This is a genomic window from Acinetobacter venetianus RAG-1 = CIP 110063, from assembly GCF_000368585.1.
GTDB lineage: Bacteria > Pseudomonadota > Gammaproteobacteria > Pseudomonadales > Moraxellaceae > Acinetobacter > Acinetobacter venetianus.
Map to the genome: position 1 here is coordinate 950,955 of NZ_KB849558.1, position 25,937 is coordinate 976,891.

General features: G+C 37.7%; 23 protein-coding genes and 1 pseudogene. 14 read left to right on the top strand and 10 right to left on the bottom strand.

The window, feature by feature from the left end; all coding sequences use genetic code 11:
* Positions 1-25: 25 nt before the first annotated feature.
* Positions 26-1,075, bottom strand: a complete 1,050-nt coding sequence (gene argC, locus F959_RS10020; RefSeq protein WP_004879766.1) for an N-acetyl-gamma-glutamyl-phosphate reductase — start codon at positions 1,073-1,075, stop codon at positions 26-28.
* A gap of 333 nt (positions 1,076-1,408) precedes the next feature.
* Here argC and F959_RS10025 point away from each other — a divergent pair, with 333 nt between their 5' ends.
* Positions 1,409-2,932, top strand: coding sequence for a hypothetical protein (locus F959_RS10025; RefSeq protein ID WP_004879768.1), 1,524 nt, complete (start codon positions 1,409-1,411; stop codon positions 2,930-2,932).
* Here F959_RS10025 and F959_RS10030 read toward each other — a convergent pair.
* Positions 2,929-3,618: a M48 family metallopeptidase gene (locus F959_RS10030; protein ID WP_004879769.1), complete on the bottom strand. Its 690-nt coding sequence runs from the start codon at positions 3,616-3,618 to the stop codon at positions 2,929-2,931. The two genes, F959_RS10025 and F959_RS10030, sit on opposite strands and share 4 nt — an antisense overlap.
* Complete coding sequence (gene rpiA, locus F959_RS10035; protein WP_004879772.1) at positions 3,618-4,289, bottom strand: ribose-5-phosphate isomerase RpiA; 672 nt, start codon at positions 4,287-4,289, stop codon at positions 3,618-3,620. The genes F959_RS10030 and rpiA overlap by 1 nt, the downstream gene beginning before the upstream one ends.
* 98 nt (positions 4,290-4,387) lie before the next feature.
* Here rpiA and ilvA point away from each other — a divergent pair, with 98 nt between their 5' ends.
* The 3 genes from ilvA (at position 4,388) to F959_RS10050 (ending at position 8,084) form a co-directional block, all read left to right on the top strand.
* A complete protein-coding gene (gene ilvA, locus F959_RS10040) occupies positions 4,388-5,932 on the top strand; it encodes a threonine ammonia-lyase, biosynthetic (protein WP_171054832.1) in 1,545 nt (514 codons plus the stop codon).
* A 162-nt stretch (positions 5,933-6,094) separates the two neighbouring features.
* Positions 6,095-6,745: a potassium channel family protein gene (locus F959_RS10045; protein ID WP_004879776.1), complete on the top strand. Its 651-nt coding sequence runs from the start codon at positions 6,095-6,097 to the stop codon at positions 6,743-6,745.
* A 1-nt stretch (position 6,746) separates the two neighbouring features.
* Positions 6,747-8,084, top strand: coding sequence for a TrkH family potassium uptake protein (locus F959_RS10050; RefSeq protein ID WP_004879777.1), 1,338 nt, complete (start codon positions 6,747-6,749; stop codon positions 8,082-8,084).
* On the opposite strand, the gene F959_RS10055 is transcribed toward F959_RS10050, so the two are convergent.
* From F959_RS10055 to F959_RS10065, 3 genes are read right to left on the bottom strand one after another with little or no spacing between them, the layout of a single operon-like run.
* The gene (locus tag F959_RS10055) at positions 8,072-8,599 is read right to left on the bottom strand and encodes a cysteine peptidase family C39 domain-containing protein (protein ID WP_004879779.1); all 528 of its coding nucleotides are present in this window, start codon (positions 8,597-8,599) and stop codon (positions 8,072-8,074) included. The two genes, F959_RS10050 and F959_RS10055, sit on opposite strands and share 13 nt — an antisense overlap.
* The gene (locus F959_RS10060; protein ID WP_004879781.1) at positions 8,600-9,769 is read right to left on the bottom strand and encodes a phospholipase A; all 1,170 of its coding nucleotides are present in this window, start codon (positions 9,767-9,769) and stop codon (positions 8,600-8,602) included. It lies immediately after the preceding gene.
* 21 nt (positions 9,770-9,790) lie between these two features.
* Positions 9,791-12,730, bottom strand: a complete 2,940-nt coding sequence (locus F959_RS10065; protein WP_004879784.1) for an insulinase family protein — start codon at positions 12,728-12,730, stop codon at positions 9,791-9,793.
* Between the two features lie 487 nt (positions 12,731-13,217).
* On the opposite strand from F959_RS10065, the gene F959_RS10070 reads away from it, so the two are divergent.
* The 8 genes from F959_RS10070 (at position 13,218) to F959_RS10105 (ending at position 19,078) form a co-directional block, all read left to right on the top strand.
* Positions 13,218-14,231 (top strand): adenosine kinase, encoded by a 1,014-nt coding sequence (locus F959_RS10070; protein WP_004879785.1) that lies wholly within the window; start codon positions 13,218-13,220, stop codon positions 14,229-14,231.
* 16 nt (positions 14,232-14,247) lie between these two features.
* On the top strand, positions 14,248-14,553 hold the full coding sequence (locus F959_RS10075) for a Rieske (2Fe-2S) protein (RefSeq protein ID WP_019384516.1): 306 nt from the start codon (positions 14,248-14,250) through the stop codon (positions 14,551-14,553).
* 22 nt (positions 14,554-14,575) lie between these two features.
* Complete coding sequence (locus tag F959_RS10080; protein ID WP_019384515.1) at positions 14,576-15,187, top strand: OB-fold-containig protein; 612 nt, start codon at positions 14,576-14,578, stop codon at positions 15,185-15,187.
* A 563-nt stretch (positions 15,188-15,750) separates the two neighbouring features.
* Positions 15,751-15,942, top strand: coding sequence for a cytochrome oxidase putative small subunit CydP (gene cydP, locus F959_RS10085; RefSeq protein WP_004879791.1), 192 nt, complete (start codon positions 15,751-15,753; stop codon positions 15,940-15,942).
* The gene (locus F959_RS10090; RefSeq protein WP_004879794.1) at positions 15,942-17,519 is read left to right on the top strand and encodes a cytochrome ubiquinol oxidase subunit I; all 1,578 of its coding nucleotides are present in this window, start codon (positions 15,942-15,944) and stop codon (positions 17,517-17,519) included. The genes cydP and F959_RS10090 overlap by 1 nt, the downstream gene beginning before the upstream one ends.
* Positions 17,516-18,661 (top strand): cytochrome d ubiquinol oxidase subunit II, encoded by a 1,146-nt coding sequence (cydB, locus tag F959_RS10095; protein ID WP_004879796.1) that lies wholly within the window; start codon positions 17,516-17,518, stop codon positions 18,659-18,661. Before F959_RS10090 ends, cydB begins: the two co-directional genes overlap by 4 nt.
* Before the next feature lie 14 nt (positions 18,662-18,675).
* On the top strand, positions 18,676-18,777 hold the full coding sequence (gene cydX / locus F959_RS16510; RefSeq protein WP_000270276.1) for a cytochrome bd-I oxidase subunit CydX: 102 nt from the start codon (positions 18,676-18,678) through the stop codon (positions 18,775-18,777).
* A gap of 4 nt (positions 18,778-18,781) precedes the next feature.
* A complete protein-coding gene (locus tag F959_RS10105) occupies positions 18,782-19,078 on the top strand; it encodes a cyd operon YbgE family protein (RefSeq protein WP_004879798.1) in 297 nt (98 codons plus the stop codon).
* A gap of 49 nt (positions 19,079-19,127) precedes the next feature.
* Here F959_RS10105 and F959_RS10110 read toward each other — a convergent pair whose 3' ends face one another.
* The gene (locus tag F959_RS10110) at positions 19,128-21,341 is read right to left on the bottom strand and encodes a TonB-dependent siderophore receptor (RefSeq protein ID WP_004879799.1); all 2,214 of its coding nucleotides are present in this window, start codon (positions 21,339-21,341) and stop codon (positions 19,128-19,130) included.
* A 430-nt stretch (positions 21,342-21,771) separates the two neighbouring features.
* Here F959_RS10110 and F959_RS10115 point away from each other — a divergent pair, with 430 nt between their 5' ends.
* Both F959_RS10115 and F959_RS10120 read left to right on the top strand, forming a co-directional pair.
* Entirely contained in the window at positions 21,772-22,059 is a 288-nt protein-coding gene (locus tag F959_RS10115) for a hypothetical protein (RefSeq protein ID WP_004879801.1), read from the top strand.
* Position 22,060: 1 nt separating this feature from the next.
* Entirely contained in the window at positions 22,061-23,713 is a 1,653-nt protein-coding gene (locus tag F959_RS10120; protein WP_004879804.1) for a PepSY-associated TM helix domain-containing protein, read from the top strand.
* Between the two features lie 51 nt (positions 23,714-23,764).
* Here the strand turns inward: F959_RS10120 and F959_RS10125 are convergent.
* From F959_RS10125 to F959_RS10135, 3 genes and pseudogenes are all read right to left on the bottom strand, one after another.
* A pseudogene (locus F959_RS10125) lies at positions 23,765-24,283 on the bottom strand (GNAT family N-acetyltransferase).
* Positions 24,284-24,365: 82 nt separating this feature from the next.
* Positions 24,366-25,040, bottom strand: coding sequence for a YccT family protein (locus tag F959_RS10130; RefSeq protein ID WP_004879808.1), 675 nt, complete (start codon positions 25,038-25,040; stop codon positions 24,366-24,368).
* Between the two features lie 226 nt (positions 25,041-25,266).
* A complete protein-coding gene (locus F959_RS10135) occupies positions 25,267-25,863 on the bottom strand; it encodes a nitroreductase family protein (RefSeq protein ID WP_004879809.1) in 597 nt (198 codons plus the stop codon).
* Positions 25,864-25,937 lie beyond the last annotated feature (74 nt).

Consider the following 25,937-nt stretch of genomic DNA (forward strand, 5'->3'; position numbering starts at 1 on the left):
TGTGTGTGAAGTAAAAAAGCGTTTTTTATGGTAATAAACCAATACCATTTAACCCAGCGGCTTCATCAAAACCAAACATTAAGTTCATGTTTTGTACAGCTTGACCTGCAGCACCTTTAACTAAATTATCTTGAGCGACAAGTATGATGAGTTTATTTGGTTGTGGGCGATAAAGAGCTATCCGCAATTCATTTGCTCCACGGACACTACGTGTTTCAGGAGAGCTATTAGCAGGCATAACATCAACAAAACGCTCAGATTTATAGAAATTTTCATAGAGTGCTTGTAGATCTTCTTGGCTGCCCTGTTCAGTTAAATCAACGTAAATTGTACTTAACATACCACGAATCATCGGTACTAAATGTGGAACAAAAATCAAATGATCAAATTGTCCCTTCAAGCCTGAGATATTTTCTAAAGCTTCAACAATTTCAGGGTGATGGCGATGACCTGCGACACCATACGCTTTGAAATTATCAGCATTTTCACTGTATATCATACCTAAACTTGCTTTTCGTCCAGCACCTGATACACCAGATTTAGCATCAATAATAATGCTTTGCGTATTCACAAGCTTGCTAGAAGATTTTAATAAAGGTGCTAAACCCAATTGAACTGTTGTTGGATAACAACCAGGATTTCCGATCACTTGCGCTTGTTTTATTTTTTCACGATTTAACTCTGTTAAACCATAAACAGATTCTTTTAAAACAGTAGGACAATGATGTTGCATTCCATACCATTTTTCGAATTGGTCTAAATTCTGCAAACGAAAATCTGCGGCAAGATCAATTACTTTAGTGCCAGCTGTAATTAACTCTTCAGCATGCTTCATCGCAACCCCATGCGGTGTTGCAAAAAAAACAATATCACACTGTTTTAAAGTTTCTAGGTTTAAATCAGAAAACTCAATATCCGTGTGACCGCGTAAGCTAGGAAACATATCAGCAACAGGTTTCCCTGCTTCTGTTCGAGATGTTAAAACACGTACTTGGGCTTGTGGATGTCTTAATAATAGACGCAATAACTCGACACCTGTATATCCAGTTCCGCCAACAATTCCAACAGAAATCACGTGTTCCACCTCAAACTTTGAATCGTGTGAATAGTATGGCAGTTTGATTGACTTTTAACAATCTATAAACCTATAAGTTATATCGCGTTTTTAATAATGAACTTCAAAGTTTAGTATTGGAATAAAAATTTAAAATTAAATTTTTTATCTCTTAAAATGGCTTATTTGATCATAAAAATAGCTATTCGAGCTAAAACAGTGTAAAAAGGCTTTGACTGTAAAGATTTTACCGCTGGTCAAGAAATACTATTGAATCAGCAATCTATTCGCATAAAATAAAAAGCGATGTGGTTATAATAAATTTCATGGATGTAGAATTTTTGGAGAGCTGGGATGCCTTCTTTGAAATCAAAACAAAGATTAAATCAATTTATCTGTTTAAGTGTCAGCACGCTTTTAGTTAGCACGGCTTTAGTTGGCTGTGGAAGTGGTGAAAGTAAGGCTAAAAATGATAGCACTCCAATTGTGACTGTTCCAAAACCAAAAAACTTTGATATTAAAACCTCACTTGAAATGCGAGATGTTGTAGTTAAAGTGTATGATAATTTCGACAATTCATTAGTTCTTGAACAACAAGTCAGCACAACTTCAAATCTTACTATGACACTTCCAAAGGTTTTAGATACAAGTCATCTATATAGAATCGAAATATCTACAAAACCAAGTTCACTTATTTATAATTTCCTTAAAGGGCAATATCAAAGTGTATCAATTAACTTACATAGTATTGTTAGTGTAGATGTCAGTAATCTTACACAGACAATTTATATCAACCCAAATTCTGAAGCAATTTATCAACGCGCATTAATTCGTTCAGGGCAACTTCCAAATGAGGTTGAAGATCCAACAGGAATTAATGATTTACATGTAAAACTCGCTACACAAGATGTAAATACAGCATTGCTAAATGCTTTCAACAGAATCAATATTCCTAACTTAAACCCTTCATATCAATTAAATATTTTCAGCCCTCAAGATGTAAGCACTGTTGCTGGTACAAACGTTTTTACCAGTGCCTTTTTCAGCTTTGGTTATATACAGCAATGGGCTAATAATTATCCTGACAATCCTTTCACTGAATTTACTAAGAATCTTGCAATTGACCTTAAAGACGGGCAATTAGATGCTAAAAAGGTACGTGGTGACGCTACATCATTTGAATCACTTATCCCTCCTACACCAGATAATGTAGATCCTGAAAAAAATAATTTAGTTGATATTGTTAAACTCCAAGAAAATACTCGCAATCTTTTTGCGAGTGCTCTTAAGGAAGCTACTCTTCAATTAGCGACAAACTTTCAACAAAAAGCCACCAATCCAGATGGTTATATGTTATTAGAACAGAAAGCGTATTCAGGTAATACTCCAACAATCACATCAACCCTAACTTTTAGAGTTCCTGGTGCAGGTGACTACAGAAGAGCAGTCGGCTTTGTAGACACCACGGCAACGTGTAATGGCTCTATATATCCATGTAAACAAGGCATTACTGGAATCAATATTGTCAATCCAAATTTACCTTCTATCGAATATCTGATTGGTCACTATGAAGATTCAGCAAATAATTGTCAGCTAAATATTCGTGCAAATGGTGTACTTGAATTGATCAAGGGGTCTCAAATTTATCGTTCTGTACTTGATGCTGATAGTACTGACAACCTATTACAAGTAGACAAAGCAAACCGTGAGTATTTACTTAATAGTAGCTCTACAGAACCAAATAATACTTCATTAGATTATTCTTTCGTACAGGTTAAAATCAAAGAAAATCAAGTGCAAAGTGCGAGTGCTGGTCTCGATAGCAGAAAAGCACCAGACCAATTACAAACCACACAGCTTCAGTGTAATTTTAGCTAAACATACCACCACGCAGGCAATTGAATATTTTTTAATTGCTTGCGGTTTTCTAAATAGTTCTCATCATATTGAGCAACCGTATTCCAAAAAGCAGCGCTATGATCAAAATGTTTCGTATGTGCTAGTTCGTGAATACATACAGACCGAACAATATGCTCAGGCATTAAAACCAAAGCGGCATTGAGCATGATGTCATGTTTAGCACTACAACTCCCCCAACGTGTCTTCGGTTTACGTATAGAGCATTTTTGAAAAGGTAGCCCAATACTTGAACTTATTTGTTTTAAATATTCAGGCAAAAAGTGTTTCGCATAAGCAATCACTGCTGCTTGTAAAGCTTTCTCAAATTGTTCATTTCTTACAAAAAGACAATGCTGCTCAAAATCAAATTTAAATATTTGTCTTTGTTTTTGTTGAATAAGCTTAAATGTTTCTACGTGATGAAATAATTTTAAATCTTCAGGTATAGCAACTGATTGACTAAACTTATTTTGCTGATTATTCCATGTCTCAATTAACCATTGTTCAGATTGATTAAGAAATTGCTGAATTTGTCTAGTTGAAGCAAATAGCGGTACAGTTAACCGTATGCCCGATGGCTCAACACGCAAACGCAGGTTTCTCGCCCTTGCATGTCGAACAATTTTAATCTCAGGTAACAATGCTTCAGATAAGACGGCTCGCATTACTGCGCAGTACGCTCTTCAATACCATTATCTGTCGCAACAATCGCAATACTTGCCGCATTTAAAGCAAAAATTCCGTTTGTTACAACACCAGGAATGTTGTTAATCGTTTTCTCTAATTCAATTGCATTCAAAATGTTTAAATTAAAAACATCTAAAATAACGTTACCGTTATCTGTTACGACACCTTCACGGTAGACAGGATCACCACCTAAGGCAACAATCTTACGTGCAACCGCAGAGCGTGCCATTGGAATAACTTCTACAGGAAGTGGAAAGTCGCGACCCAATTGATCCACCCATTTTGAATCATCAACGATACAAACAAATTTCTTTGCAATCGAAGCAACAATTTTCTCACGGGTTAAAGCTGCGCCACCCCCTTTAATCATATGCATATGACGATCAATCTCATCAGCACCATCAACATAAGCATCTAATCCACCAACCGAGTTCATGTCTACAACTTCGATACCAAGCTTTTTCAAACGCTCAGCTGTTGCATTTGAACTTGCCACGGCTGCTTCTAATTGCAACTCAGGTAATAAATCGATTAAAAAGTTAACGGTACTTCCTGTTCCTACGCCCAAAATGCCGCCTTTCGGCAAATGTTTCAATGCTGCTTTTGCTGCAGCTTGTTTTTTTTCATCTTGGGTTGCATATAGACTCATGACTTCACTCAACTATTTTGACATTTGCTGTAAGAAAACAGCGCAAATGCACAGGGGTTTGCTACAATGTTCACCTATTTTAAACTGTTATAGGGAAGATGAACATGCTGTCTCGTGTGGTACGACAAATTTTACAAGCAACGGTTTATGATGTTGCGATTGAAACACCGCTTGAAGCAGCTCCACGAATTAGTCAAAAAATTAATAATAACATTCGATTTAAACGTGAAGATTTACAACCCGTGTTCTCTTTCAAACTACGTGGTGCCTATAACCGTATTAGTCAATTACCAAAAGACCAACTAGATCGTGGTGTTATTTGCGCATCAGCAGGTAACCATGCTCAAGGTGTCGCATTATCTGGAAAAAAATTAGGTATTCCAGCCATTATCGTTATGCCAAGCACAACGCCTGACATTAAAGTTCAAGCAGTTAAAAGCCTTGGTGGTCAAGTTGTTCTTCATGGCGATAGCTTTGATGTTGCGAATAAATATGCTAAACAACGTGCCGAAACAGAAGGCTTAGTTTTCATTCCACCTTATGACGATGAACTTGTGATTGCTGGCCAAGGTACAATAGCCAATGAGTTATTGCGTCAATGGCGTGATGTAGAATACGTTTTCGTTGCTGTTGGTGGCGGTGGATTGATTGCTGGTGTCGCTGCTTACTTAGGTGAAGTTGCACCGCATGTAAAAGTCATTGGTGTTGAATATGAAGAGTCAGCATGTCTTAAAGCTGCTCTGGAAACAAATGAACGTGTGATTTTACCTCATGTTGGTTTATTTGCTGATGGCACTGCTGTTGCTCAAATCGGTGAATTACCTTTTGAAATGGTTCGCTTGCGCAAATCTGATAATTCTGGACCTATCGTTGAACCTGATATCATCACCGTAAATACAGATGAAATCTGTGCTGCGATCAAAGATACATTTGATGAAAACCGCAGTATTGTTGAACCGTCTGGTGCAATGGCTTTAGCTGGTATTAAAAAATATGTTGCTGAACATCAATTGACTGGCAAAAACATGGTGTCAATTGTTTGTGGTGCCAACATGAATTTTGATCGTCTACGTTATATTGCTGAACGTACAGAGTTAGGAGAACGCAAAGAAGCGATCTATGCCGTCACTATCCCAGAGCAAAAAGGAGCATTCCTTCATTTTTGTCGCGCCTTACAAGGTCGAAACATTACTGAGTTTAACTACCGTGCAAGCGATAGTAATCAAGCACAAGTATTTGTTGGCATTAGCTTAAAAGGTGGCGAAACTGAACGCCATGAAATTCATGAAATGCTCAAACAGCAGTATGAAGTGGATGATCTATCTGATGATGAAGTTGCTAAACTTCACATCCGCTACTTAATTGGCGGACATGCAAATATTGAAAATGAACGTTTGTTCCGTGTGGAATTTCCTGAGCGACCTGGCGCACTCTTAACTTTCCTTGAGCGTTTAGGCCCGACACATAACATCACATTATTCCACTATCGCAATCACGGTGCTGCTGAAGGTCGTGTTCTTGTGGGATTACAAGCAACTGATGCAAAACAGAATCCAGATGGTCTTGTAGAGACTTTAGAGCAAATCACATATCCTTATGCTGAGATTAGCGATAACATTGGCTATAAGCGCTTCCTCAAATAAGCAAAAAAAGATAGTGATAAAGCCGACTTTATGTCGGCTTTATTTATATTAAATGAGTGTAGAATCTCTTGAAGATTTGACACACAAAATCATTACAAATCGACAAGTTATTCCATTTAAAATAGATAAAAGTATATTTTTATCATTTAGTTAAGGATAGATATGGCACAGTTCGCAGTCATTGGTTTAGGTAGTTTTGGAGCAACTGTCGCATTAGAACTCACCAAACTTCATCATGATGTTATTGGTATTGATACACTAAAAAGAAATGTTGAGAATCTGGCAGATCAAATTACACACGCAGTTATTGCAGATGCGACTGACGAACATGTTTTGGAAGAACTAAATATTCAAAATTGTGATGCGGTCATTGTTGCAATTGGTGAGGATATTGAAGCGAGTATTTTATGTGTATTGAACCTAAAAAGTTTAGGTGTAGAAAAGATATTAGTAAAAGCAAAAACCAAAGCACATCATACAATTTTGTCTCACTTAGATATCACTAAGATTATTCATCCAGAAGAAGATATGGGGGTACGTGTTGCCCAAGCTTTAAATTACCCAATGGTCAGTCGCTACATGTCACTTGATCATGATCACTATATTATTAAAGTCCCTGTGAATGAAAAACTCAATAATGTAAATCTCTCAGGCATCCTTGCTCAAGAACCAAATATTAAATTACTGTTATTGAAACGGGATCAACAAATTCTTTATGAAACAGATACCAACTTTACCTTAAAAACAGGTGACGTCCTGATCTTAGAAGGCTTGCTCAACCATCTTAAAAAACTTTCAGGATGTTTCAGCTAGAATGTCAATGCAAATGAATTCCCAGAAAATTTTTAACCTAAGCCCCCCATCCTTACTTGCGATTGGTTTTTTAAGCTTTATTGTTATTGGAACAATATTGCTTAAACTCCCATTTATGCAAAAAGAAGAATTGAGCTGGATGGATGCGCTGTTTACCGCTACGTCAGCGGTAACAATTACTGGACTTTCTGTCGTAAATATTAATGATACGTTTAACCACCTTGGCCAATTTGTGATTTTGCTGTTGATTCAATCTGGTGGTTTGGGGTTCATGACGTTTGCAATTCTAGCTGCACTTAGCCTTTCCCCCAAGGTCGGCTTAAAGCAACAAATGATGGCTCAAGATAGTTTAGGACAAACCAGCTTATCGAAAGTTACATTTGTTGCAAAAGGTGTTGTGGCGTATACACTGCTTTTTGAGTTAATTGGGGTCATCATTTTAACGACCGCTTTTACACCTATTTATGGCTTTGCACGCGGTCTATACTATGCTGTGTTTTATAGTGTTTCAGCTTTTAATAATGCTGGATTTTCATTATTTGACAATAGTTTAATGAATTTTCAACACAACTATTTAATCAGTATTACGATTAGCTCACTTTATATATTAGGGGGTATCGGCTTCCTTGTACTGATGGATATAAAACAGCATAAGCGCTGGAGCAAATTAAGTCCGAACAGCAAGTTAATTTTAAGTGCGATCGCAATTTTAAATTTGGTTGCCTTTATATTGGTTTGGATTTTAGAGTCAAATAATCCTTTAACGCTCGGCCCTATGAGCTTTAGTGAGCAAGCTGCAAATGCTTGGTTTCAAGCAACAGTCCCACGCTCATCAGGGTTTAATACAATTGATACTGGAGCGATGAATCACAGCACTGGGCTTCTCACCATGTTATTGATGTTTATTGGTGGTGGATCACTCAGTACAGCTGGGGGTATTAAAGTCGGCACATTCGTTGTTCTATTTTTATGCGTGATTTCTTTCTTGAGACGCAATGAAGAAATACGCATTTTCAACCACTCAATTTCACATGAAACGACATACAAAGCACTTGCCGTCACTGCGATCACAGGAATGTTGGTGTTCTTTGGTTATTTTATTTTATTAGTCTTAGAACCAGAACTCGATGTTTTTGATCTGATGTTTGAGGTCGTTTCAGCGGCATGTACCGTTGGTCTTTCACGTGGTCTTACAGGAGAGCTACATGATGGTAGTTTATTCGTGCTCAGCATATTAATGTTTACTGGACGATTAGGCCCTCTTACGCTTGCCTACTTAATTGCAACACCGAAGAAGAGCCGTTTAAAACATGCAAATGCCAATATTCAGATTGGATAATGCTCTACAGGCTGCTCAATGACAATGACCTGCTGACATATACCGTCAGCTTGTCGTTGCCTTTCAAATACTGCTTTATTCATCACATCAAAATGATCACAGAAACTAATTTCATGCTCATCTATTGAGTAGATTAAAGATTGATTTCCTGTACCTTCCAATGTGTCATAAAACACAATAATAAACTTACCCTCTTCAAATGCTTGCTGAATTTCAGCATAAGTTAAGGCAGCTCCAATTGGAATCTGAAGTCGTTTCGCTTCAACAAAAATTTGCTTTTCTTTTTCATCAACATTAGGGTCTGGTGCAGTATAAAAAGAAACCTTAAACCCTAGTTTTTTCAATGCAACAGCCAAAGCAATCGTAAATGTTCCATCAATTTGATCATGACCAGATAATTTAATCAGGTCAGCAATATCAATATGGGTTTGATATTGCTTTAAAATCAACCAAATTGCGAACACGCCACAATTTGCTTCAAGCTGTAATAATGGCTCTGGAATATTTAAACTCATTTAATACCAATTCATTAAGGATACACCCAAGCCAACATAAGTTGCTCGATGATTATAATCAATTAGGCTCTCACCATATCCATCAAATAATTGCAGATGTCCACGTAATTTACCTTTGATTGGAAATGCCCAATCAAACTGTACAGCACCATGAGAACGATCACCGCCTTTAAGGGAATGGCGTAACATCAATGAAAAATCATTATCACCTTTACGATAAAAAGCAGTTAAATCACCACGACCAATATAATCTTTAATATCTGGATTATTATCATCTTTCGCATTTTCCTCAACGCGATACCATGGACGTAACATCAAAGCAAAATTGTCTTTTTCAAAACCTAAATTGAAAATCACACGATTCCAGCTACGTGATAACGGGTCAGAACGGCCATTTGATTGATGGTTGAGTGTCACGCCAAGCAAACGTGCATTTAACCCCAGAACTTCATAGTTTGTTCTAAACATTAAGCTTGCTTCAGGCTCATAATTTGTCTCACGGAATGGGCGAGATTCCTCCGAGTTAAACACCTGCCAACGAGATGACTGGGTATAACCTAACCATAAGTCACCATTGTTTCCAATAATATTTTCCCATGCTTTTGTTTTTAAGGAAATTTGGAACTTTGCTTCGGTTGACGTTAAATTCTGTTTGTCAGTAACTGTATTATTGGGATTTGGACTGCTAGGAAATTCATTTTTATCACTTGTCCAAAACGCAGGAAGCAAATAAACAGGCTGATAAGCACGAATATTCCATACACCAAGTTTACTTTCTTCGGATAATTCCCAACGGCGATCAAGCAGAGAAACATTAGGATCAAATTTAGGCGCTGCGCCTAATACATGTAAGTCGCTAACCTTTTGAACCACCTTATCTTTCAAAGACACAGGCTTATTTGTCTCATTCGGCTCAACTACAGGTACAGCTGCAGAAACCTCTGGTGCGGCATCTGTTTGCGCTTGTGTTGGAATAATGGTTGGTGCTTTAAAAAGACTGTCATAACATGCTAAACGCTCTGCATTAGAAGCTAAGGCAACACAGGCATCAACAGTTGCTGGACTAGCAGGCGTGGTTGCCTGAGCATTTGCACCAGCCGTAGCAAAAGAACTAAGTATAGTGACTATACTTAGTTCTAAATGACTACGTTCAAATGATTTGAACGCCATATATTTCTCCAATTTTTTCTTTTAATTTACTTGTTGAATGTTAAAGCCAAGTTTCTGTAACTCTTCACGCTTCGCAAATGGTGCAACTACTGCCTTCACAGGTGTCTGCTCTAACAAATATTGTGTTGCGACACGTTTTACATCATCTAGGTTAACGTTTAACAAACGTTCACGTAACAATCTACGGAATTTAGGTGTACGTGCATGAAGCAAGGCATAGCAAGCTGTAATTGCCTCACCTGCTGGTGAACCTGGTTTGTCCATACTTGCAACTAAACCAAGAATTGCTTCTTCTAGTTGATGAGGTTGCTGCTCAGTTTTTAACAACCATTGAATACTTGCTTCAAAATCATTAAATGTTTCGACTAAACGTGGGTCGCGGTAACTATAGAAACGGAATGAACATGCATTTCCATCATAGCTTGCACCGCCGCCATATGCTCCACCTTTTTCACGAATTGCACTATGTAAGAAGCCATTACGTAAATATGCTGCAAGTACCATTAAAGGTGCGGCATCTGCATGCGCCACATCAACTGCTTGATATGCTGACGAGCAGAATTGAACATTGGCTTGAATCAACCAAGCTTCATCCTCTGAACTTTCTACACGTTCAACTTGGGTTAAGCTTACAGGTTCTTTGTTAACTTCTAATTTATCCCAAACATTTTGAATTTCTTCAACCAGACGATCAGATTGATGCTCTTCACACACCAGCAAGAACTGTTTAGGCGCTTGTAAAAGCTTTCGATGAATGGCTTGTAATTCGTTAATCAAGGATTGATATGCTGTTTCATCTTGATCAATTTTATTAACTAAATCACTCAACCAGTTTAATGCGCCAAGTCCTGTGTTGTGATAATCACGACGGGCTAAAGCACTCATTTGACGAGAAGCGGCTTGCATTGCATAGCTATGCCCAGAACCTGACAATCGAGACTGCCAACGAGTTTTACGTTGTTGCAATAATTCGATAATACGATCTTTCTCATCAAAGCGTAGTTTTTCAAATGCCAGTTTCAACAATTGAATCGCATCAAATTTTTGAGTAAGCGATTTCGTAGTCAAAGTTAACCAAGCACTGATGCGCTCTTTGTCATCAACTTTACTACGCAAAGATGCGCCCATACCGAGACCACCACTAACCGCAGTTTGGATTTGTTGGAATTCAAGATAATCATATTCGCCAGCACCCACTTCACCCATGAGGATTGAGAGTAAATTGAAATATGGTGATTGAACAATTTCATCAGGAATCTGAATCAAGACCTGTTGGTAATAAATCCCATTAGTACCTGCATGATAAAGATTGAGCGGTGTATCCAAACCGTTACAAATGATTTCTCGTAATTGCCCCTGTACGATCTGTAGATCAGCAGGCACGTCCTCAAGTCCAACTTTTGGCAACAGTTCCAAGTTATCTGGCGTATCTTGACGCTTTTTAAGCGCTTCAGTTTTTTCTTGGATTTCAACTTTTTGTGCATCAGTCAAATGAGCCGTAATTTCAGCCAAACGTGCTTGTTCCTCTTGCTGTTCTTTCACAGACTTGCTTGCATCTGGAACAAGCGTCATTTGTACACGATGTGGATTATCTAACAAATGCGTTTGAATCAAATTAGACAACCACATTGGGTCTTTGAGTTCTTCTTTGACTTGTTCAATCGCAGAATCAACATCCCATACGTGAATCGGGTCATTATGGTGAATTGCACTGCCCAAGCCGTTTAGAATTAGGCTTAGACCATAAGGCGTACCATCACCATTGATTTCACGTTGATGCAACTCAATTTGGTGAAGAATTGCATCGACAAGATCTGTATCCACAGGTGCAGAAGCAACATCATTTAAAACTTGTAATACACCATTTTTGAAACTTTCAGCGTGTTCAGCATTTGAACCTTGAACACCACAATAGAAAGTCATTTCAAAGTTACTGTCATCAACACCCATGAGTGGGCCCGTTGATTGAGCATAACCACAGGTTTCTAAATAATGACGTAATGGAGAAGCCGAGTTTTCTAACAGAATCCCCTCAACCAAACGCATCCCTAAACGCAGCTTAATATCGCTGGTTTCAGGTAACAACCAAGACATTACATGATAAGTCTTGTCTGTTAAATCTTCGCTATCAACCGCATAGCTTTCGGTCACTTCAACTGGTGCAGTTAAACGTTTTTCAGGCGTTGAATATAAAGTCGTCCCTTTTGAGAACTTATGTAAAGCTAACTTTTCAAATTGCTCTTGAAGATCATAAGCACTTTCATTACCAAAGGTCATGAAAACTGCATTACTCGGGTGATAATGAGTCTTATAAAACTCAACAAGCTGCTCATAACTTAAGTCTGGAATATCCTTTGGATCACCACCAGAGTTGTAATGATAAGTAGTCTCTGGGAATAAATGATGTGCTAGCTGATGGTAAAGTTGATCTGTAGGAGAACTCATTGCTCCTTTCATTTCATTAAAGACCACACCTTTATAAACCGCTTGATCATTTTCCAACTCAATACGAATACCCTCTTGTGCAAAATCGAGCGGATTTAAATTAGCTGCAAATGCTGCATCTAAATACACAGAAAGTAAGTTCTGAAAATCTTTTTTGTTTTGTGTAGCAAATGGATATGCTGTCCAGTCCGCCGCTGTAAATGCATTCATAAATGTATTCAAAGAACGGCGAATCATCAAAAAGAATGGATCACGTACAGGAAATTTTTCAGAACCACATAGTGCAGTATGCTCTAAAATATGTGCTGTGCCTTTAGAGTCCATCGGTTGTGTTCTGAATGCTACTAAAAATACATTTTCATCATGACTAGTAGCTAAATGATAGTGAACTGCACCAGTAACTTTGTGCTTATATTCTGAAACTTGGATATCAAGTGCTTCTACATGATGTTGACGTAATAGCTGAAACGCAGGGTGAATAGTTTGAGTAATGCTTTCAGTAACATCTACAGTCATGTTATCTCCAATTTATCTACATTAAATGATTACAATTTACTTTAGAGAGTCTACCGAAGAATAGATAGAGATATCCATGTAAATTACTATGTTTTTGTAGAAAAATTCATCGACTAAGCAATATGCCAATGCAGATCAACTTCTTAAAATTTATATAACTGAAATTCAATGTCTAATAATTAATTTTAAATAAAATTGTCCGCTCAACTTAATCTCGATAGCCTTTCCGCCTACTTGCTTAAAGCGATTTTTTGACTTTAAACAGTTTTGTTTAAATCTATCAATAGAACCCAAACCTTCATTTTGCAATAGATGGATAGCGAATCTAAATGAATCAGCAAATCAACAATTTGTAATTTTTTATGGAATTTAATTTTGATTTTCATCCTAAATTACGCACTTATTAGCTGTATTCTTTTCAACAAACTACTGTAATCCAGAGCATTAGTGTAAACTTTGCATTTTGAATTTTAATGTGATGACAAACATGGCAACTGTTGATCTTTTTGCAATTGGGAATGCACTCATTGACCAAGAATTTAAAGTCTCAAATGAGTTTTTAACACAGCAAGCTTTGCAAAAAGGCACAATGCAGTTGACCGATGGTGAAACTCAAGCAGCGTTATATCAACAGCTTCAAGATAGCCAAAGCTATAAAGGTCAAGCAAGCGGTGGTTCAGCAGCAAATACAACGGTCGCGTTTAGTGCTCTAGGTGGTACTGCTTTTTATGGTTGCCGTGTCGGTAATGATGAACTAGGTTCAATTTATCTGAATGGTCTTAATGATGCAGGTATCAAGACAGCGAAACAATCAATCAGCGAAGGTGTTACAGGCACCTGCATGGTTCTAATCAGCCCTGACTCTGAACGTACCATGCATACCTTTCTTGGAATTACAGCTGAGTTATCTGCTGAACAAATTGATTTCGAACCACTAAAAACTGCGAAATGGATTTATATCGAAGGCTACCTGTCTACAAGTGATACTGCACGAGTTGCAGTTAAACAAGCTCGTGAATTAGCAAAGCAACACGGAGTGAAAATTGCACTCTCACTTTCAGATCCAGCAATGGTTCAATACGCTCGCTCAGGCTTAGAAGAATTATTAGATGACGGCGTTGATCTACTTTTCTGTAATGAACAAGAAGCATTGATGTTCACCAATACAGACAATCTTGATGCGGCTATTGAAGCGTTAAAAGTGAATAATCAGCACATTGTGATTACGCAAGGTGCAAATGGTGCGATGATTATCGATCCATCAAAGCAATTCCATGTAGCTGGTCGTCAAGTAGAAGCTGTTGATACTAATGGTGCTGGTGATGCCTTTGCAGGTGCTTTCCTTTATGCGATCAATGCAGGTCTCAGCTTGGAGGCTGCTGCGCAACTTGCTATCCTTATCTCAAGTGAAGTCGTAGCACAATTCGGCCCTCGTTTAAGCGTTGAAAACTACGCTAAACTCTTTGAACAATTTAAAGCGACTCAACAGGAATGTGCATAACATGGAAAAGATTTGCATGACTGAGGAAGTGCCTGAACGCGAGTCACGCGCATTCGATACGATGAAAGGCACAACAATCTTTATTACCCAAAAAGATGGTAGCTTTTATGCTTACCAAAATGTTTGTCCGCACTTACAGACTGAACTTGAATACTTAGAAAACCAGTTCCTAGATCAAGATCGTGAGTATATTCAATGTTCAACTCATGGCGCATTGTTTTCTGTTGAAACTGGTGAATGTATCTCAGGGCCTTGTTTGGGTGACTTCCTTGAAAAGGTAAATTTGGAAGTCCACTCTGATGGTGGTATTTATATTGACTAATACCTGAATTATGAATTCTGCTATGACTGAGTTTTTTCTAAATTACTACCTTATGCCATTTCACATGAGCGTAGTTGCTTTGATTTTTCTCAGCATCGCAGAAACCATCGGGATATTCATCGGTTTACGTCCAAGTCATTTAGTCAAAAAGCTTACACCTGAATGGCTGCTGAACTCTCCTTTACTAGACGTAAAGTTTTCAAAATATTTAATTTTTGTTTTCTTACTCATCAATTTTAGTTTTGCTGGATATTTTTTAGAGCTATCTTTCTTCGCATTACAGCACTACTTCATTTCACCTTATTATCTTTTTATTCCAGCATTAATCATTGATATCTTCTTCACCGTATTTATGATCCATTGTCTCGATCAGGTCATTAAGCCAAAGGTAACGCATACACACACTAGCTTAGTAGGTCGTTTAGCCACAATTTCTACAGGCAATGCTCGTCCTGGTTTTTCAGCACAGGCGCGTGTAAGAGATGAATTTGGTCAACTTTATTATGTGCAAGTTGAACCAGAGTTTGGTGAATTAGAGCTACAGTCACAAGTCTTATTGATTAGTCAAAAATCCAACTCTCATTATTTAGCAAAAAAGATTTCACTCTCAAATAAGCTTTTTACAGCAGATTAATTAAATAAGATTAGGCCTTATTAAAGTTCAACATAGCCATAGCAAGAAAAATTACAAAATGTTACAAATTTACCAGTGTTTTTATTCATTATTTTGCGCAATGCCCTACTTGCTTTCTTTTCAGAAGTTTGAAGCAATTTTTGATAGAGAAATGCATCACATTTTCAACAATAAACTCTAGTAATACACTTGGTTTTATAGTGTTTTCATTACACTTATTACTTCTTTATGTAACTAAAGATCTAAGCCCATGTAAATATTAATTATTTTATATTCTTACTATTTTACTAGGTTTTAATTATATTTAAATAATAATAAATCATATCTTTTTAATCAGGTTTAAATTTATAAATACAATTGTTTTAATCGGGTTTAAAATCCAAACCCTATTGTTTTAGTAGGTTAATTAAAATTATTTTCATAAAATCATTAAAATCAACCTAAGTTATTGTTATTTATAACCTTAACACATATTAATTATTTTAAATGTCCTAAAGGTTTATTTTTAATGAATTTTATTTAATAATGTTTTACATCTTTTTAAAATATGAGGCTAGGTTCCGATGAACACGAGTTCTCAAGATCCAAATCGGCGCTTAATCCGTGAAATAGCAATAATTCTTATTATTAAAGTTGCGATCCTTATGGTGATTAAGAACGTTTGGTTTGATGCCCCAACGATTCCAAAAGATTTTAACAATGAAGTTGCCGAGCGTATTGCTGGTGACATGTCCAACAATCAGGAGACACGTTGATGATTTCTGAAAGCGTGGTCGATCTTTCGCGGTTCCAATTTGCAATGACCGCAATGTATCACTTTCTTTTCGTCCCTCTAACATTAGGTCTAGCTTTCATTCTTGCCATTATGGAAACCACATATGTGATTTCAGGCAAAGAAATCTATAAAGACATGACTAAGTTCTGGGGGAAACTCTTTGGGATTAACTTTGCTCTAGGTGTAACCACTGGTTTAACCATGGAATTCCAGTTCGGTACTAACTGGGCATATTATTCTCACTATGTCGGCGACATCTTCGGTGCACCACTTGCTATCGAAGGCCTTATGGCATTCTTCCTAGAATCAACATTTATTGGTTTATTCTTCTTTGGTTGGGATCGCCTATCTAAAGTTCAACATTTAGGTGTAACTTGGCTCGTCGCAATTGGCTCGAACATGTCTGCTTTGTGGATTTTGATCGCCAATGGTTGGATGCAAAACCCTGTCGGTGCAGCATTCAACTTTGAAACCATGCGTATGGAGCTAGTAGACTTTGGTGCGTTGATCTTTAACCCAGTTGCTCAAGTAAAATTCGTACACACGGTTTCAGCAGGTTATGTCACTGGTGCGATTTTCGTACTCGCGATTTCTAGCTACTACTTATTGAAAAAACGCGACTTACCTTTTGCTCGTCGCTCATTCGCAATTGCCGCGATTTTCGGTTTGGCATCTACTCTTTCAGTAATCTTACTGGGCGATGAATCTGGTTATGAATTAGGTGACGTTCAGAAAACTAAACTTGCTGCGATTGAAGCAGAATGGCATACAGAACCAGCCCCTGCTGCATTCACTCTATTTGGTGTTCCGAATCAAGCAGAAATGCGAACTGACTACGCAATTAAGATTCCTTATGTTATGGGTATTATTGCGACACGCTCTACTGACAAACAAGTAACAGGTCTAAAAGACCTTATGAAAGAACATGAAGTGCGTATTCGCAACGGTATGGTGGCTTATAGCGAGTTAGAAAAGCTTCGTGCTGGCGACCGCTCTCCTGACTTACTTGCTTCATTCGAACAGAACCAAAAAGACTTAGGTTATGGTCTGTTATTGAAAAAATATACCCCGAATGTTGTTGATGCGACTGAAGAACACATCCAAGCTGCAACTAAAGATACTATTCCAAACGTTGCCGCACTATTCTTCTCTTTCCGTGCGATGGTTGCTTCAGGTTTCTTAATGCTATTACTGTTTGTTCTCGCTACATGGTCTGTCGCTAAACGTAATGCAGAAAACAAACCTTGGTTATTGAAGTTCGCTTTATTTGCTTTACCACTTCCATGGATTGCTGCACAAACAGGTTGGTACGTTGCTGAAGGTGGTCGTCAACCTTGGTCAATTGGTGAAATTTTACCAACACACTTATCCGCTTCAAGTGTAAGTACAGGTGATGTGTGGGGTTCGATTATTGCACTCGCTGCGTTCTATACCGTACTTCTCATTATCGAAATGTACTTAATGATCAAGTTCGCGCGTTTAGGACCAAGTTCATTGCATACTGGTAAATACCACTTTGAGAAATTAGAAGCTAAAGCTGGGGAGGCTCAGTCATGATCGAATATGAACTCCTAAAAATTATTTGGTGGGTTTTAGTAGGTCTACTACTGATTGGCTTCGCGCTCACTGATGGTTTCGATATGGGCTCTATGGCACTCATGCCATTTGTCGGTAAAACTGACTCAGAACGTCGTGCTGCAATCAATACGATTGCACCACACTGGGATGGTAACCAAGTTTGGTTCATTACTGCGGGTGGTGCTTTATTTGCCGCATGGCCAATGGTTTATGCCGTTGCCTTCTCTGGGATGTACTGGGCACTGCTCTTAGTCTTGTTTGCCCTATTCTTACGGCCCGTCGGTTTCGACTACCGTTCCAAGTTAGAAAATACACAATGGCGTAATTCTTGGGACTGGGGGCTTTGCGTTGGTGGTGCTGTACCTGCATTAGTGTTCGGCGTTGCTTTCGGTAACTTATTCTTAGGCGTGCCATTTACTTTAGATGACACACTACGTTCACAATATACAGGTAGCTTTTTTGCCCTACTAAATCCATTTGCATTGATTTGCGGTATTGTGAGCTTATCGATGCTATGTGCCCATGGTGGCGCTTGGTTAATGCTCCGTACAGATGGTGATTTACATAATCGTTCTGCTAAAGCGACACAGATTATGGCAATTGTATTCCTCGTATGTTTCTTAGCTGCAGGTGCTTGGTTATTCTTCGGCAATATCAATGGTTATAGCTATGCAACTGCTGTAAATACCAATGCTGCGTTAAACCCACTTGCTAAAGATGTTGTGACAAATGCAAATCATGGTTGGATGAATAACTACTCAACTTATCCTATTACTATGGCTGCCCCAATCATTGCTATCTTGGGTGCATTATTAGTAATTATCAGTGCGGCTAAACACAAAGCTGCTATGAGCTTCACAGGTACGAGTTTAATGGTGGTTGGTGCAATCTTAACTGCTGGTTTTGCATTGTTCCCATTCCTATTACCTTCAAGCATTGATCCTACATCAAGCTTGACTATGTGGGATGCTGTTTCAAGTCACAAAACACTTGGTGTAATGACTGTTGCTGCATGTATTTTCGTTCCACTCATTTTGATCTATACCTCTTGGTCTTATTACAAAATGTGGGGTGTTATTACAAACAAACATATTCAAGAAAATTCACATAGTTTGTACTAATGAGGAGATGTGAAATGTGGTATTTTGCATGGATTCTAGGCATTTTGATGGCATGTTTTGCTGGTGTACTTAGTGCACTCTATATCGAACATCATCAAAATTTAGATGAGGAATAATAAAATGGCTGAAGCAATGACAACACCGAAGAATAGTAAAGCTCAAGTGCTTGCAATGACCATTTCGTTTTTGTTGGCATTGCCACTTGCTGCTATTTTATTGGTACATCCTTCGTTAATGCTCGATGCTAATGGACACTATAATCACAGCCTGTTAATGCTTGTGATGATCGGTATCTCTGGCGGCTTCATTCACGGCGTTGGATTTATACCAAGATTCTGGTTATGGAAATGGTTATTTAGCCCTTATGTTGCATGGCCTTTAATGTTTTTAGGTTACTACATTTGGTTGGGTAATTAATTTTCAACTCCAAACAAAAGAGGAAGCAAATTGCTTCCTCTTTTTTATTTTAGTATTTAAAGGTAATAGAACCCATATAAGTTCTTGGATCACCATAGGTATTTGCCCAAGTATTGGTGCGATATTTTTTGTCCGTTAAATTATCAACATTGAACCCTAAAGCTACGTTCTCGTTTAAATTATATCGAGCCATTAAATCAACCAAAGCAAATGATTTCTGACGATAAGCCTCATAATTCAAACCTGTCTTCGATTTATCATAGAATTCACTTTGCCAGTTCACCCCACCACCTACAGTCAACTTATTATCCAAGATTGGAAGGTTGTATGTCGTAAACAGCTTAAACTGTTGCTTTGGAATATCAGTGTTGATTCTTTCGCCTTTATTTTTAGTTTCAGCTAGCGTATAACCTGCTTGAACGCTCCAGTTTGGCAAAATTTGGCCAGCAATTTCGATTTCATAACCTTGTGTTGTCGCACCCTTAATACTTCTGTAATAGGTATCACCTACTTTTGCCCAGTTATTTTTAACGGCATTATCTTCAGCAACATATTTTCCTGCTGATTCAGCGACATTATCCATTTTGGCTTGGAAATAAGCTGCACTAATATTTAAGCGATTGTCATAAAAAGAGGATTTTAGACCCGCCTCATAATTATCTCCTTCTTGTGGATCTAAGAAGTTATATGAGTAGTCGCGGTTATCCTGAGGTAGAAAAATATTTGTATAACTTGCATAAGCAGTCAGATTTGGCGTTAAATCAAAGGTTATGCCTGCATATGGGGTAACCTTATTAGATTCATCAATTTTTGAATCCTGAACAGTGTTACGAACAGAATTAGTTGAATGTGTTTTTAAATCATAATTTGAAAGACGTGTACCCAAGATTACATGTAATGAATCAACTGGATTTAATCGTGTAGCAAAATAAAAACCTGATTGCTCATAATCTTTATTACTTACGCCTACGACTGTGCGTGCAGTCGCAGGTAATTCAACATTTCCATTCCATTGATTTAAATCTATCACTTTTTGTGCATTATATCCTTGGTAAGCATCATTATAACTTTTTATCTTTTGATAACTTGCGCCCATCATGAGCTCATGCTCACGACCGAAAAGTCGATATGGACCATCTATAGAAATATCTAAGCTATGTTCTTCAGGTGCAAAGTCATTTTGTGATGCTGCTAAAGAAGCGGTCATATTAGTATAATCAGCTTGGGCAACACCAATCACACCATACAGTGACTCAATATCTTGTTTGGTATAGTTATAATTTGCTTGTAGATTCCAACGATTTAACAATTGATGCTTCAATTGCGTAAAGAAATTCAATGTATCTACTTGGCTATATGCCCATTTTGCACTCGCGTTAAATTCACGATCAAATGGCATAATTGTACCGTCTTGACCATACATATCTAGGCCATGTACACCTTGTCCATTTAATCTTGCACGACTGAGCATCGTACCAACAGCAATGGATGTATTCTCCGCTAAATCAGCATCTATGACACCATATAGAGTCGCATCACGCTGATCCCCCCAATCTCGCCATGAATCGCTCTGACCATAAGCAGCGATCAATCGCCCACGTACGTCGCCAGATTCATTCAGCGCCCCTTGTACATCAAAACTTGACCGAATGGTTTGATTTGAACCACCTGCAATGGACAGAGTTGCTTTTGGTTCAACACTCGTAGCATGTTTTCTATTGAGTGAAACACTCGCACTTGGATAACCAGCGCCATTTGTTAATCCTGTTGCACCTTTAACAACCGTAATATTGTCATAAATAATTGGATTTAAATTGCTTAAAGATGAGCCATTTTTCCCACTGGTAGCTGGTGATGTCATAACACCATCAATTTGATAATTAAGAATTTGGTTACCGCGAGAATAATAAAACGTATATTCCCCGCCATTGCCTACAGCACCCTGAGCCCCGAAACGTCGAACATACACCCCAGGCGTTTGATCCAATACTTCTTCGACTGTATTTAAATTTTGATCTTGGATTCGTTGTTCGGTGATCACACTAATCGTCTGTGGTGTTTCTTTGAGTGATAAATCTAATTTAGTTGCTGATTTTGATTTTGCTACCGTATATGAAGGTGACGCATGTTCAGCAGTTAAATGGATTGTTGGAAGTTCATTTGTATCAGGCTTATCCTCTATTTGTTCAACTGCATTCGCTACATTAGCTGCACTTCCTATGAGAACCATAATAATTGATATATACAAATTGCTATGTTTCATGAATACCCCTTCAGTATAAGCAACATTTGTTTACATTCTACACAAATGATAACGATTATCAATATTAATAGCATTTAAAAATACAGAATTTACTACTTATGTCTGATTAGGGCTTTAATTTATAGTAGTTTTAAATAATAATTATTATCATTATATTTTACAAATTTATTGCTATGCTATTAAAAAATATAGGTATCATTATTTCCATTCTTTCATGCTTGGGACTTTATCTCACCCATAGCAATCAAAAATTTTTGCAAAAACCACTGTCGCGAACAACTCAGTTTTCCGCATTAGCAGGTATGATTTTTAGCTTAATTATTTTGGTTTATTCACTCCCGCTGTTGGTAGCCATATTAATTTGGCTGGCTGCGGCAACGCTAGTTTGGTCATTTACCCCATTTATTCCCCTCATCATGAGGTTGAACAAATGAATATAGTTAAGCAAAAAATTCAGCCTGATTGGTGGTTAAAAACATTTTCAGGTGCTGTGCTAGGTTTCATTTTCTCATTAGCCGCTGGTTCTCTTATTCTGATTTTGTCAAAAGCTTATATTGATTCCGCACTAGCTCCACAATTAGGAATGTGGTCAATTCCATGGATCTGGCTGTTTGTATTCTTCCTTGCGTATTTCATTCCTAAAGGCTGGCAAAGCCTGTTTATTTTTAGCATTGCGAACGTGGTCGCTTACACGTTGTTATTTTGTTTAAGGGGCTAAAATGAAAATCCGCGCAGATATTATTAAAACAGGCAAAAATCTACATACTTGGGTCGGCATCACAGCTGGGATTCTTTTGTTCATTTGCTTCTTCGCTGGTGGATTGACGATGTTTCAACATCAACTCAGTCAATGGGCGACACCACCTCAGCAAAAATTAGCTGCCATCGAGCCAAAGAATTACAACCTACTGATTGAACAAGTTCAAACCAAATACCCTGAAACATTAAAAGCATTTACCTTAAGTTTTAACTCACCTGAAGGCCATAATGCACCAATCCAATGGGAAGCAAAACATGATGAAGATGATCATCATGGAATCAATATTGCACAAACTAGAATGATGGCAACACTTGATTCACAAGGAAACCTGATTGCTAAAGAAGAAAATATTTCAAAATTAGGTTGGTTAATCGAACAATTGCATGAAACTGCTGGTATTCCCGGCATGATCGGACATCACACCGCAGGTGTCATGGTAATGGGTGTTGTTGCCGTTTTATATTTTCTCGCAATTATGTCAGGATTAATTGTGCTCTTACCAACTCTGGTCAAAGATTATTTCGCCGTAAGAGAAGGTAAAAATAAAAAGCGCTTTTGGTTAGATACACACAATGTCGTAGGTATCACTAGCTTACCCTTTCATATCATAATTAGTGTCACAGTGGTTGTTTTTGCTTTCCATGATATTTTTTATGGTGCACTTACACAGCTTGTATCAAAGGACAAACCGCTATTTGAGCGACCACCACTAGTCAAAATAGTTGAGCCAATTGCACCACTAGACATAAATAAGATTTATCTAAATATCCAAAAAGCAGCACCAGATTATCGCATTGATGGCATTCGATTTAATCAGCTTGATCATCCTCAAAGAGCCTCAGCATTTGTCTCTTTGTACCATCCTGATCGTATGCTACGGGGCGATAACTTTGATTATATGTCTTTTAACCCATATCAAAATGCACCTTATCCAACTAAAACCTTATCCACTGAAGAAAATGCTGCTGCCTCTCTGATTCGTTCAATGTTTGCCTTACATTTTGGTAATTATGGTGGTGAGCCAATCCGTTGGATTTATCTAATTTTTGGTTTAGGTGGCGCTTATCTGTTCTATTCAGGCAATATTTTGTGGATTGAAACACGGTTACGTAAGCAGAAGAATCCAAACCTACCTGTACCTAGCCAGCGCAAGGATGTGATATTTATTGCTAACCTTACCATTGGCGCCTGTCTGGGTTGTATGCTCGGTATTTTTACCAGTATGCTTATAGGACGTTGGGGTTACATCATTCCAGTGCAATTACAAAGTCATAACCATGTGTTTATGTATAGCTACTATTCTGTCTTTATAGCCTGTATTTTATACAGTTTTATCATAGGTACAGCGAAGGTCCTACCAAGATTATTGTTATCAATTGCAATAATTTTGTTGTTACTTCCTACCACCTCATTGCTTGCTTATATCTTTCCTATTCAGAGTCTTTGGCATTCGACAGGCAATTTAATATGGATTGATGTGGTGGCAATTTTATTTGGACTAGTATTCCTACGTTTCTATCAACAAGCAAATCATCGAGCAAAAACAGCACCGATAGGTTCTATTTGGTCTACGCAAGTTTTGAAGAATGATTCGAAAATAGTTGAAAACTAATTTTTAGTTAACACCATGATCTATGTTGGAAGATCATGGTGTTTCTTATCATTAAATTGCTTTTTTCATTTCAATAAGCTGAATTGGCACTAATGGCTGCCCTACTTCTGCCTCTATCGGATAAGCTTCTATACGATCTGTTCTGCAATATCCACGGCGCTCATAAAATGAAATCAATTCAACTCTCACATCTAATACATACATAATGAATTGAGACGCATCAGGATGATGATTAGGAACATAATTTTCTACAAATCCAAGCATTTCACGCCCATAATCTGAATTTTGAACCTTTGGATCAATGGCAAAAGTTCCTATTTCAACCGTATCTTGATTAAAGGTTAAACCAATACACCCCACCATCAAACCTTGTTCATTCTCACCAATTAACAACTGAAAATTCTCTTGTTCCAAATCTCTTTCTAATTGTTGAATAGTAATTCTATTTCCCTGAACAAAAGACTTCTCAGTAGTCCAACTTCGACTCAATTGATCTCTATAGGCTTAATTGATCAGTTTAGTTAATTGCTCAATGTCGTCTGTAAGCGCTTTTCTAATATTTAAAGGCATTTTTAGAATTTTAAACACAATAAAAAAACCGATGATAACATCGGTTCTTGTATAACTTTAAAAGAATTAATTCTTAAATAAACTAGTTCGTTTGACCAGCCAACCAAGCCATAAACTTTTGACGCTCGGCTTTAGAAGCCTTCTGCCATAAATCCACCAGTTGTTGATCTGTTGTTTTAGCAGTACCAGCTACAGCTGCTGTTGTCACTACAACAGGTGCGGCAGCTTGCGCATTAGCAGCATAAACTGGCGCTGGCTGGTTGACGGTGTTGTTCTTATTTTTTTGCGTCAAATCAAGCGTACGGCTTAAGAAGTTGCCACCAGAGAACCAAGGTTGTGCTTCATTATTCGCACCTGTTTGCTGAACTACGAGTTTATTATTTTGATCGTATAACCCAACCGTTGGTTGATCAGCATATTTTTTGGCAGCATCAAAGCTTTTTGGAGCGCCAACTAATGCTAAACGATATGATGAATTGTCTTGTAAATTTGGTGCTTGAATTGTAACGACACCTGATTTTACGATGTCATGCTCACCATTCAAATGCTCAAAATATTCACGATAGCGAACATTTACAGTTAAATTACCTGGATCTACTTGGTAGTTATTCTTCTTAGACGGAATCAATCCATTATTTACTTCTTGACCATTTACAGCAAGAATCACGATCTCTTCAGGTGCAGTGATTGTAACTGCTGAAAAAACTGAACTACTTAATAATAACCCGAAAGCAGCAACACCAACTCTTAAAGACATTAGACTCTTCTCGATATAAACATTTATGAAATCGTATGCACTATGCAATGCGATTGTGACTATTTTATGACAATAAACCAAACTGTCTATTCTATCAATTCGGCTTTTTTAAGATATATACATTATTTTTAATGATATACACCATCATTCTTTAGGCGAATATTTCTATTTAATGACATAAAAAAAAGAGCACGTTAACGTGCTCTTTTTTAGGTACAGATGAAACTTAGTTAAAAGTTTTAAAGCGTGCAGCATCGTCCATGTAAGTTTTTTCGCCAGCAGCTGCTTCAATTGAACCAAAGACAAGCTGTGCACGTAATTTCCAGTTTGCTGGGATATCAAAAGTTTGCGCAACTTCTTCATCAATAATTGGATTATAGTGTTGTAATGAGGCACCCACACCAATTTCAGATAAAGCTGTCCAAGTCGCAAATTGAGCGATTGCACTTGAATGTTCAGACCATACTGGGAAATTGTCAGCATAAAGAGCAAACTGTTCCTGTAAGCCTTTTACTACATCTTGATCTTCATAAAATAATGCTGTACCAAAGCCAGCTGCAAAGCTATCAATTTTTGCATTTGTACCTTCAAAAGCTTCAGCTGGTACGATTTTACGTAGAGTTTCGCGAACAATATTCCAGAATGTTGTATGAGACTCACCATATAACGTCACAACGCGTGAAGTTTGTGAGTTAAATGAAGACGGGCTTTGCTTAACAGCTTCACGAATCGTCTCTTCAATTGTAGTTTGATCGACTGAAAGATTTTTACCAATTGCATAGATAGTACGACGTGATTTAATGCTATTTAAGAAGTTACTCATGTTGTTATGCCTCTTGTACCCTTCGGGTGTTATCTTGGATTGAATGTAGTGTATAACGGTACATTTTTTTGTTA

Bases quoted from the DNA above. Each gene is read 5' to 3' on its own strand.
- F959_RS10025 (WP_004879768.1), top strand. From the start codon at position 1,409: ATGCCTTCTTTGAAATCAAAACAAAGATTAAATCAATTTATCTGTTTA.
- F959_RS10030 (WP_004879769.1), bottom strand. From the start codon at position 3,618: ATGCGAGCCGTCTTATCTGAAGCATTGTTACCTGAGATTAAAATTGTT.
- rpiA (WP_004879772.1), bottom strand. From the start codon at position 4,289: ATGAGTCTATATGCAACCCAAGATGAAAAAAAACAAGCTGCAGCAAAA.
- ilvA (WP_171054832.1), top strand. From the start codon at position 4,388: ATGAACATGCTGTCTCGTGTGGTACGACAAATTTTACAAGCAACGGTT.
- F959_RS10045 (WP_004879776.1), top strand. From the start codon at position 6,095: ATGGCACAGTTCGCAGTCATTGGTTTAGGTAGTTTTGGAGCAACTGTC.
- F959_RS10050 (WP_004879777.1), top strand. From the start codon at position 6,747: ATGTCAATGCAAATGAATTCCCAGAAAATTTTTAACCTAAGCCCCCCA.
- F959_RS10055 (WP_004879779.1), bottom strand. From the start codon at position 8,599: ATGAGTTTAAATATTCCAGAGCCATTATTACAGCTTGAAGCAAATTGT.
- F959_RS10060 (WP_004879781.1), bottom strand. From the start codon at position 9,769: ATGGCGTTCAAATCATTTGAACGTAGTCATTTAGAACTAAGTATAGTC.
- F959_RS10065 (WP_004879784.1), bottom strand. From the start codon at position 12,730: ATGACTGTAGATGTTACTGAAAGCATTACTCAAACTATTCACCCTGCG.
- F959_RS10070 (WP_004879785.1), top strand. From the start codon at position 13,218: ATGGCAACTGTTGATCTTTTTGCAATTGGGAATGCACTCATTGACCAA.
- F959_RS10075 (WP_019384516.1), top strand. From the start codon at position 14,248: ATGACTGAGGAAGTGCCTGAACGCGAGTCACGCGCATTCGATACGATG.
- F959_RS10080 (WP_019384515.1), top strand. From the start codon at position 14,576: ATGACTGAGTTTTTTCTAAATTACTACCTTATGCCATTTCACATGAGC.
- cydP (WP_004879791.1), top strand. From the start codon at position 15,751: ATGAACACGAGTTCTCAAGATCCAAATCGGCGCTTAATCCGTGAAATA.
- F959_RS10090 (WP_004879794.1), top strand. From the start codon at position 15,942: ATGATTTCTGAAAGCGTGGTCGATCTTTCGCGGTTCCAATTTGCAATG.
- cydB (WP_004879796.1), top strand. From the start codon at position 17,516: ATGATCGAATATGAACTCCTAAAAATTATTTGGTGGGTTTTAGTAGGT.
- cydX (WP_000270276.1), top strand. From the start codon at position 18,676: ATGTGGTATTTTGCATGGATTCTAGGCATTTTGATGGCATGTTTTGCT.
- F959_RS10105 (WP_004879798.1), top strand. From the start codon at position 18,782: ATGGCTGAAGCAATGACAACACCGAAGAATAGTAAAGCTCAAGTGCTT.
- F959_RS10110 (WP_004879799.1), bottom strand. From the start codon at position 21,341: ATGAAACATAGCAATTTGTATATATCAATTATTATGGTTCTCATAGGA.
- F959_RS10115 (WP_004879801.1), top strand. From the start codon at position 21,772: ATGAATATAGTTAAGCAAAAAATTCAGCCTGATTGGTGGTTAAAAACA.
- F959_RS10120 (WP_004879804.1), top strand. From the start codon at position 22,061: ATGAAAATCCGCGCAGATATTATTAAAACAGGCAAAAATCTACATACT.
- F959_RS10130 (WP_004879808.1), bottom strand. From the start codon at position 25,040: ATGTCTTTAAGAGTTGGTGTTGCTGCTTTCGGGTTATTATTAAGTAGT.
- F959_RS10135 (WP_004879809.1), bottom strand. From the start codon at position 25,863: ATGAGTAACTTCTTAAATAGCATTAAATCACGTCGTACTATCTATGCA.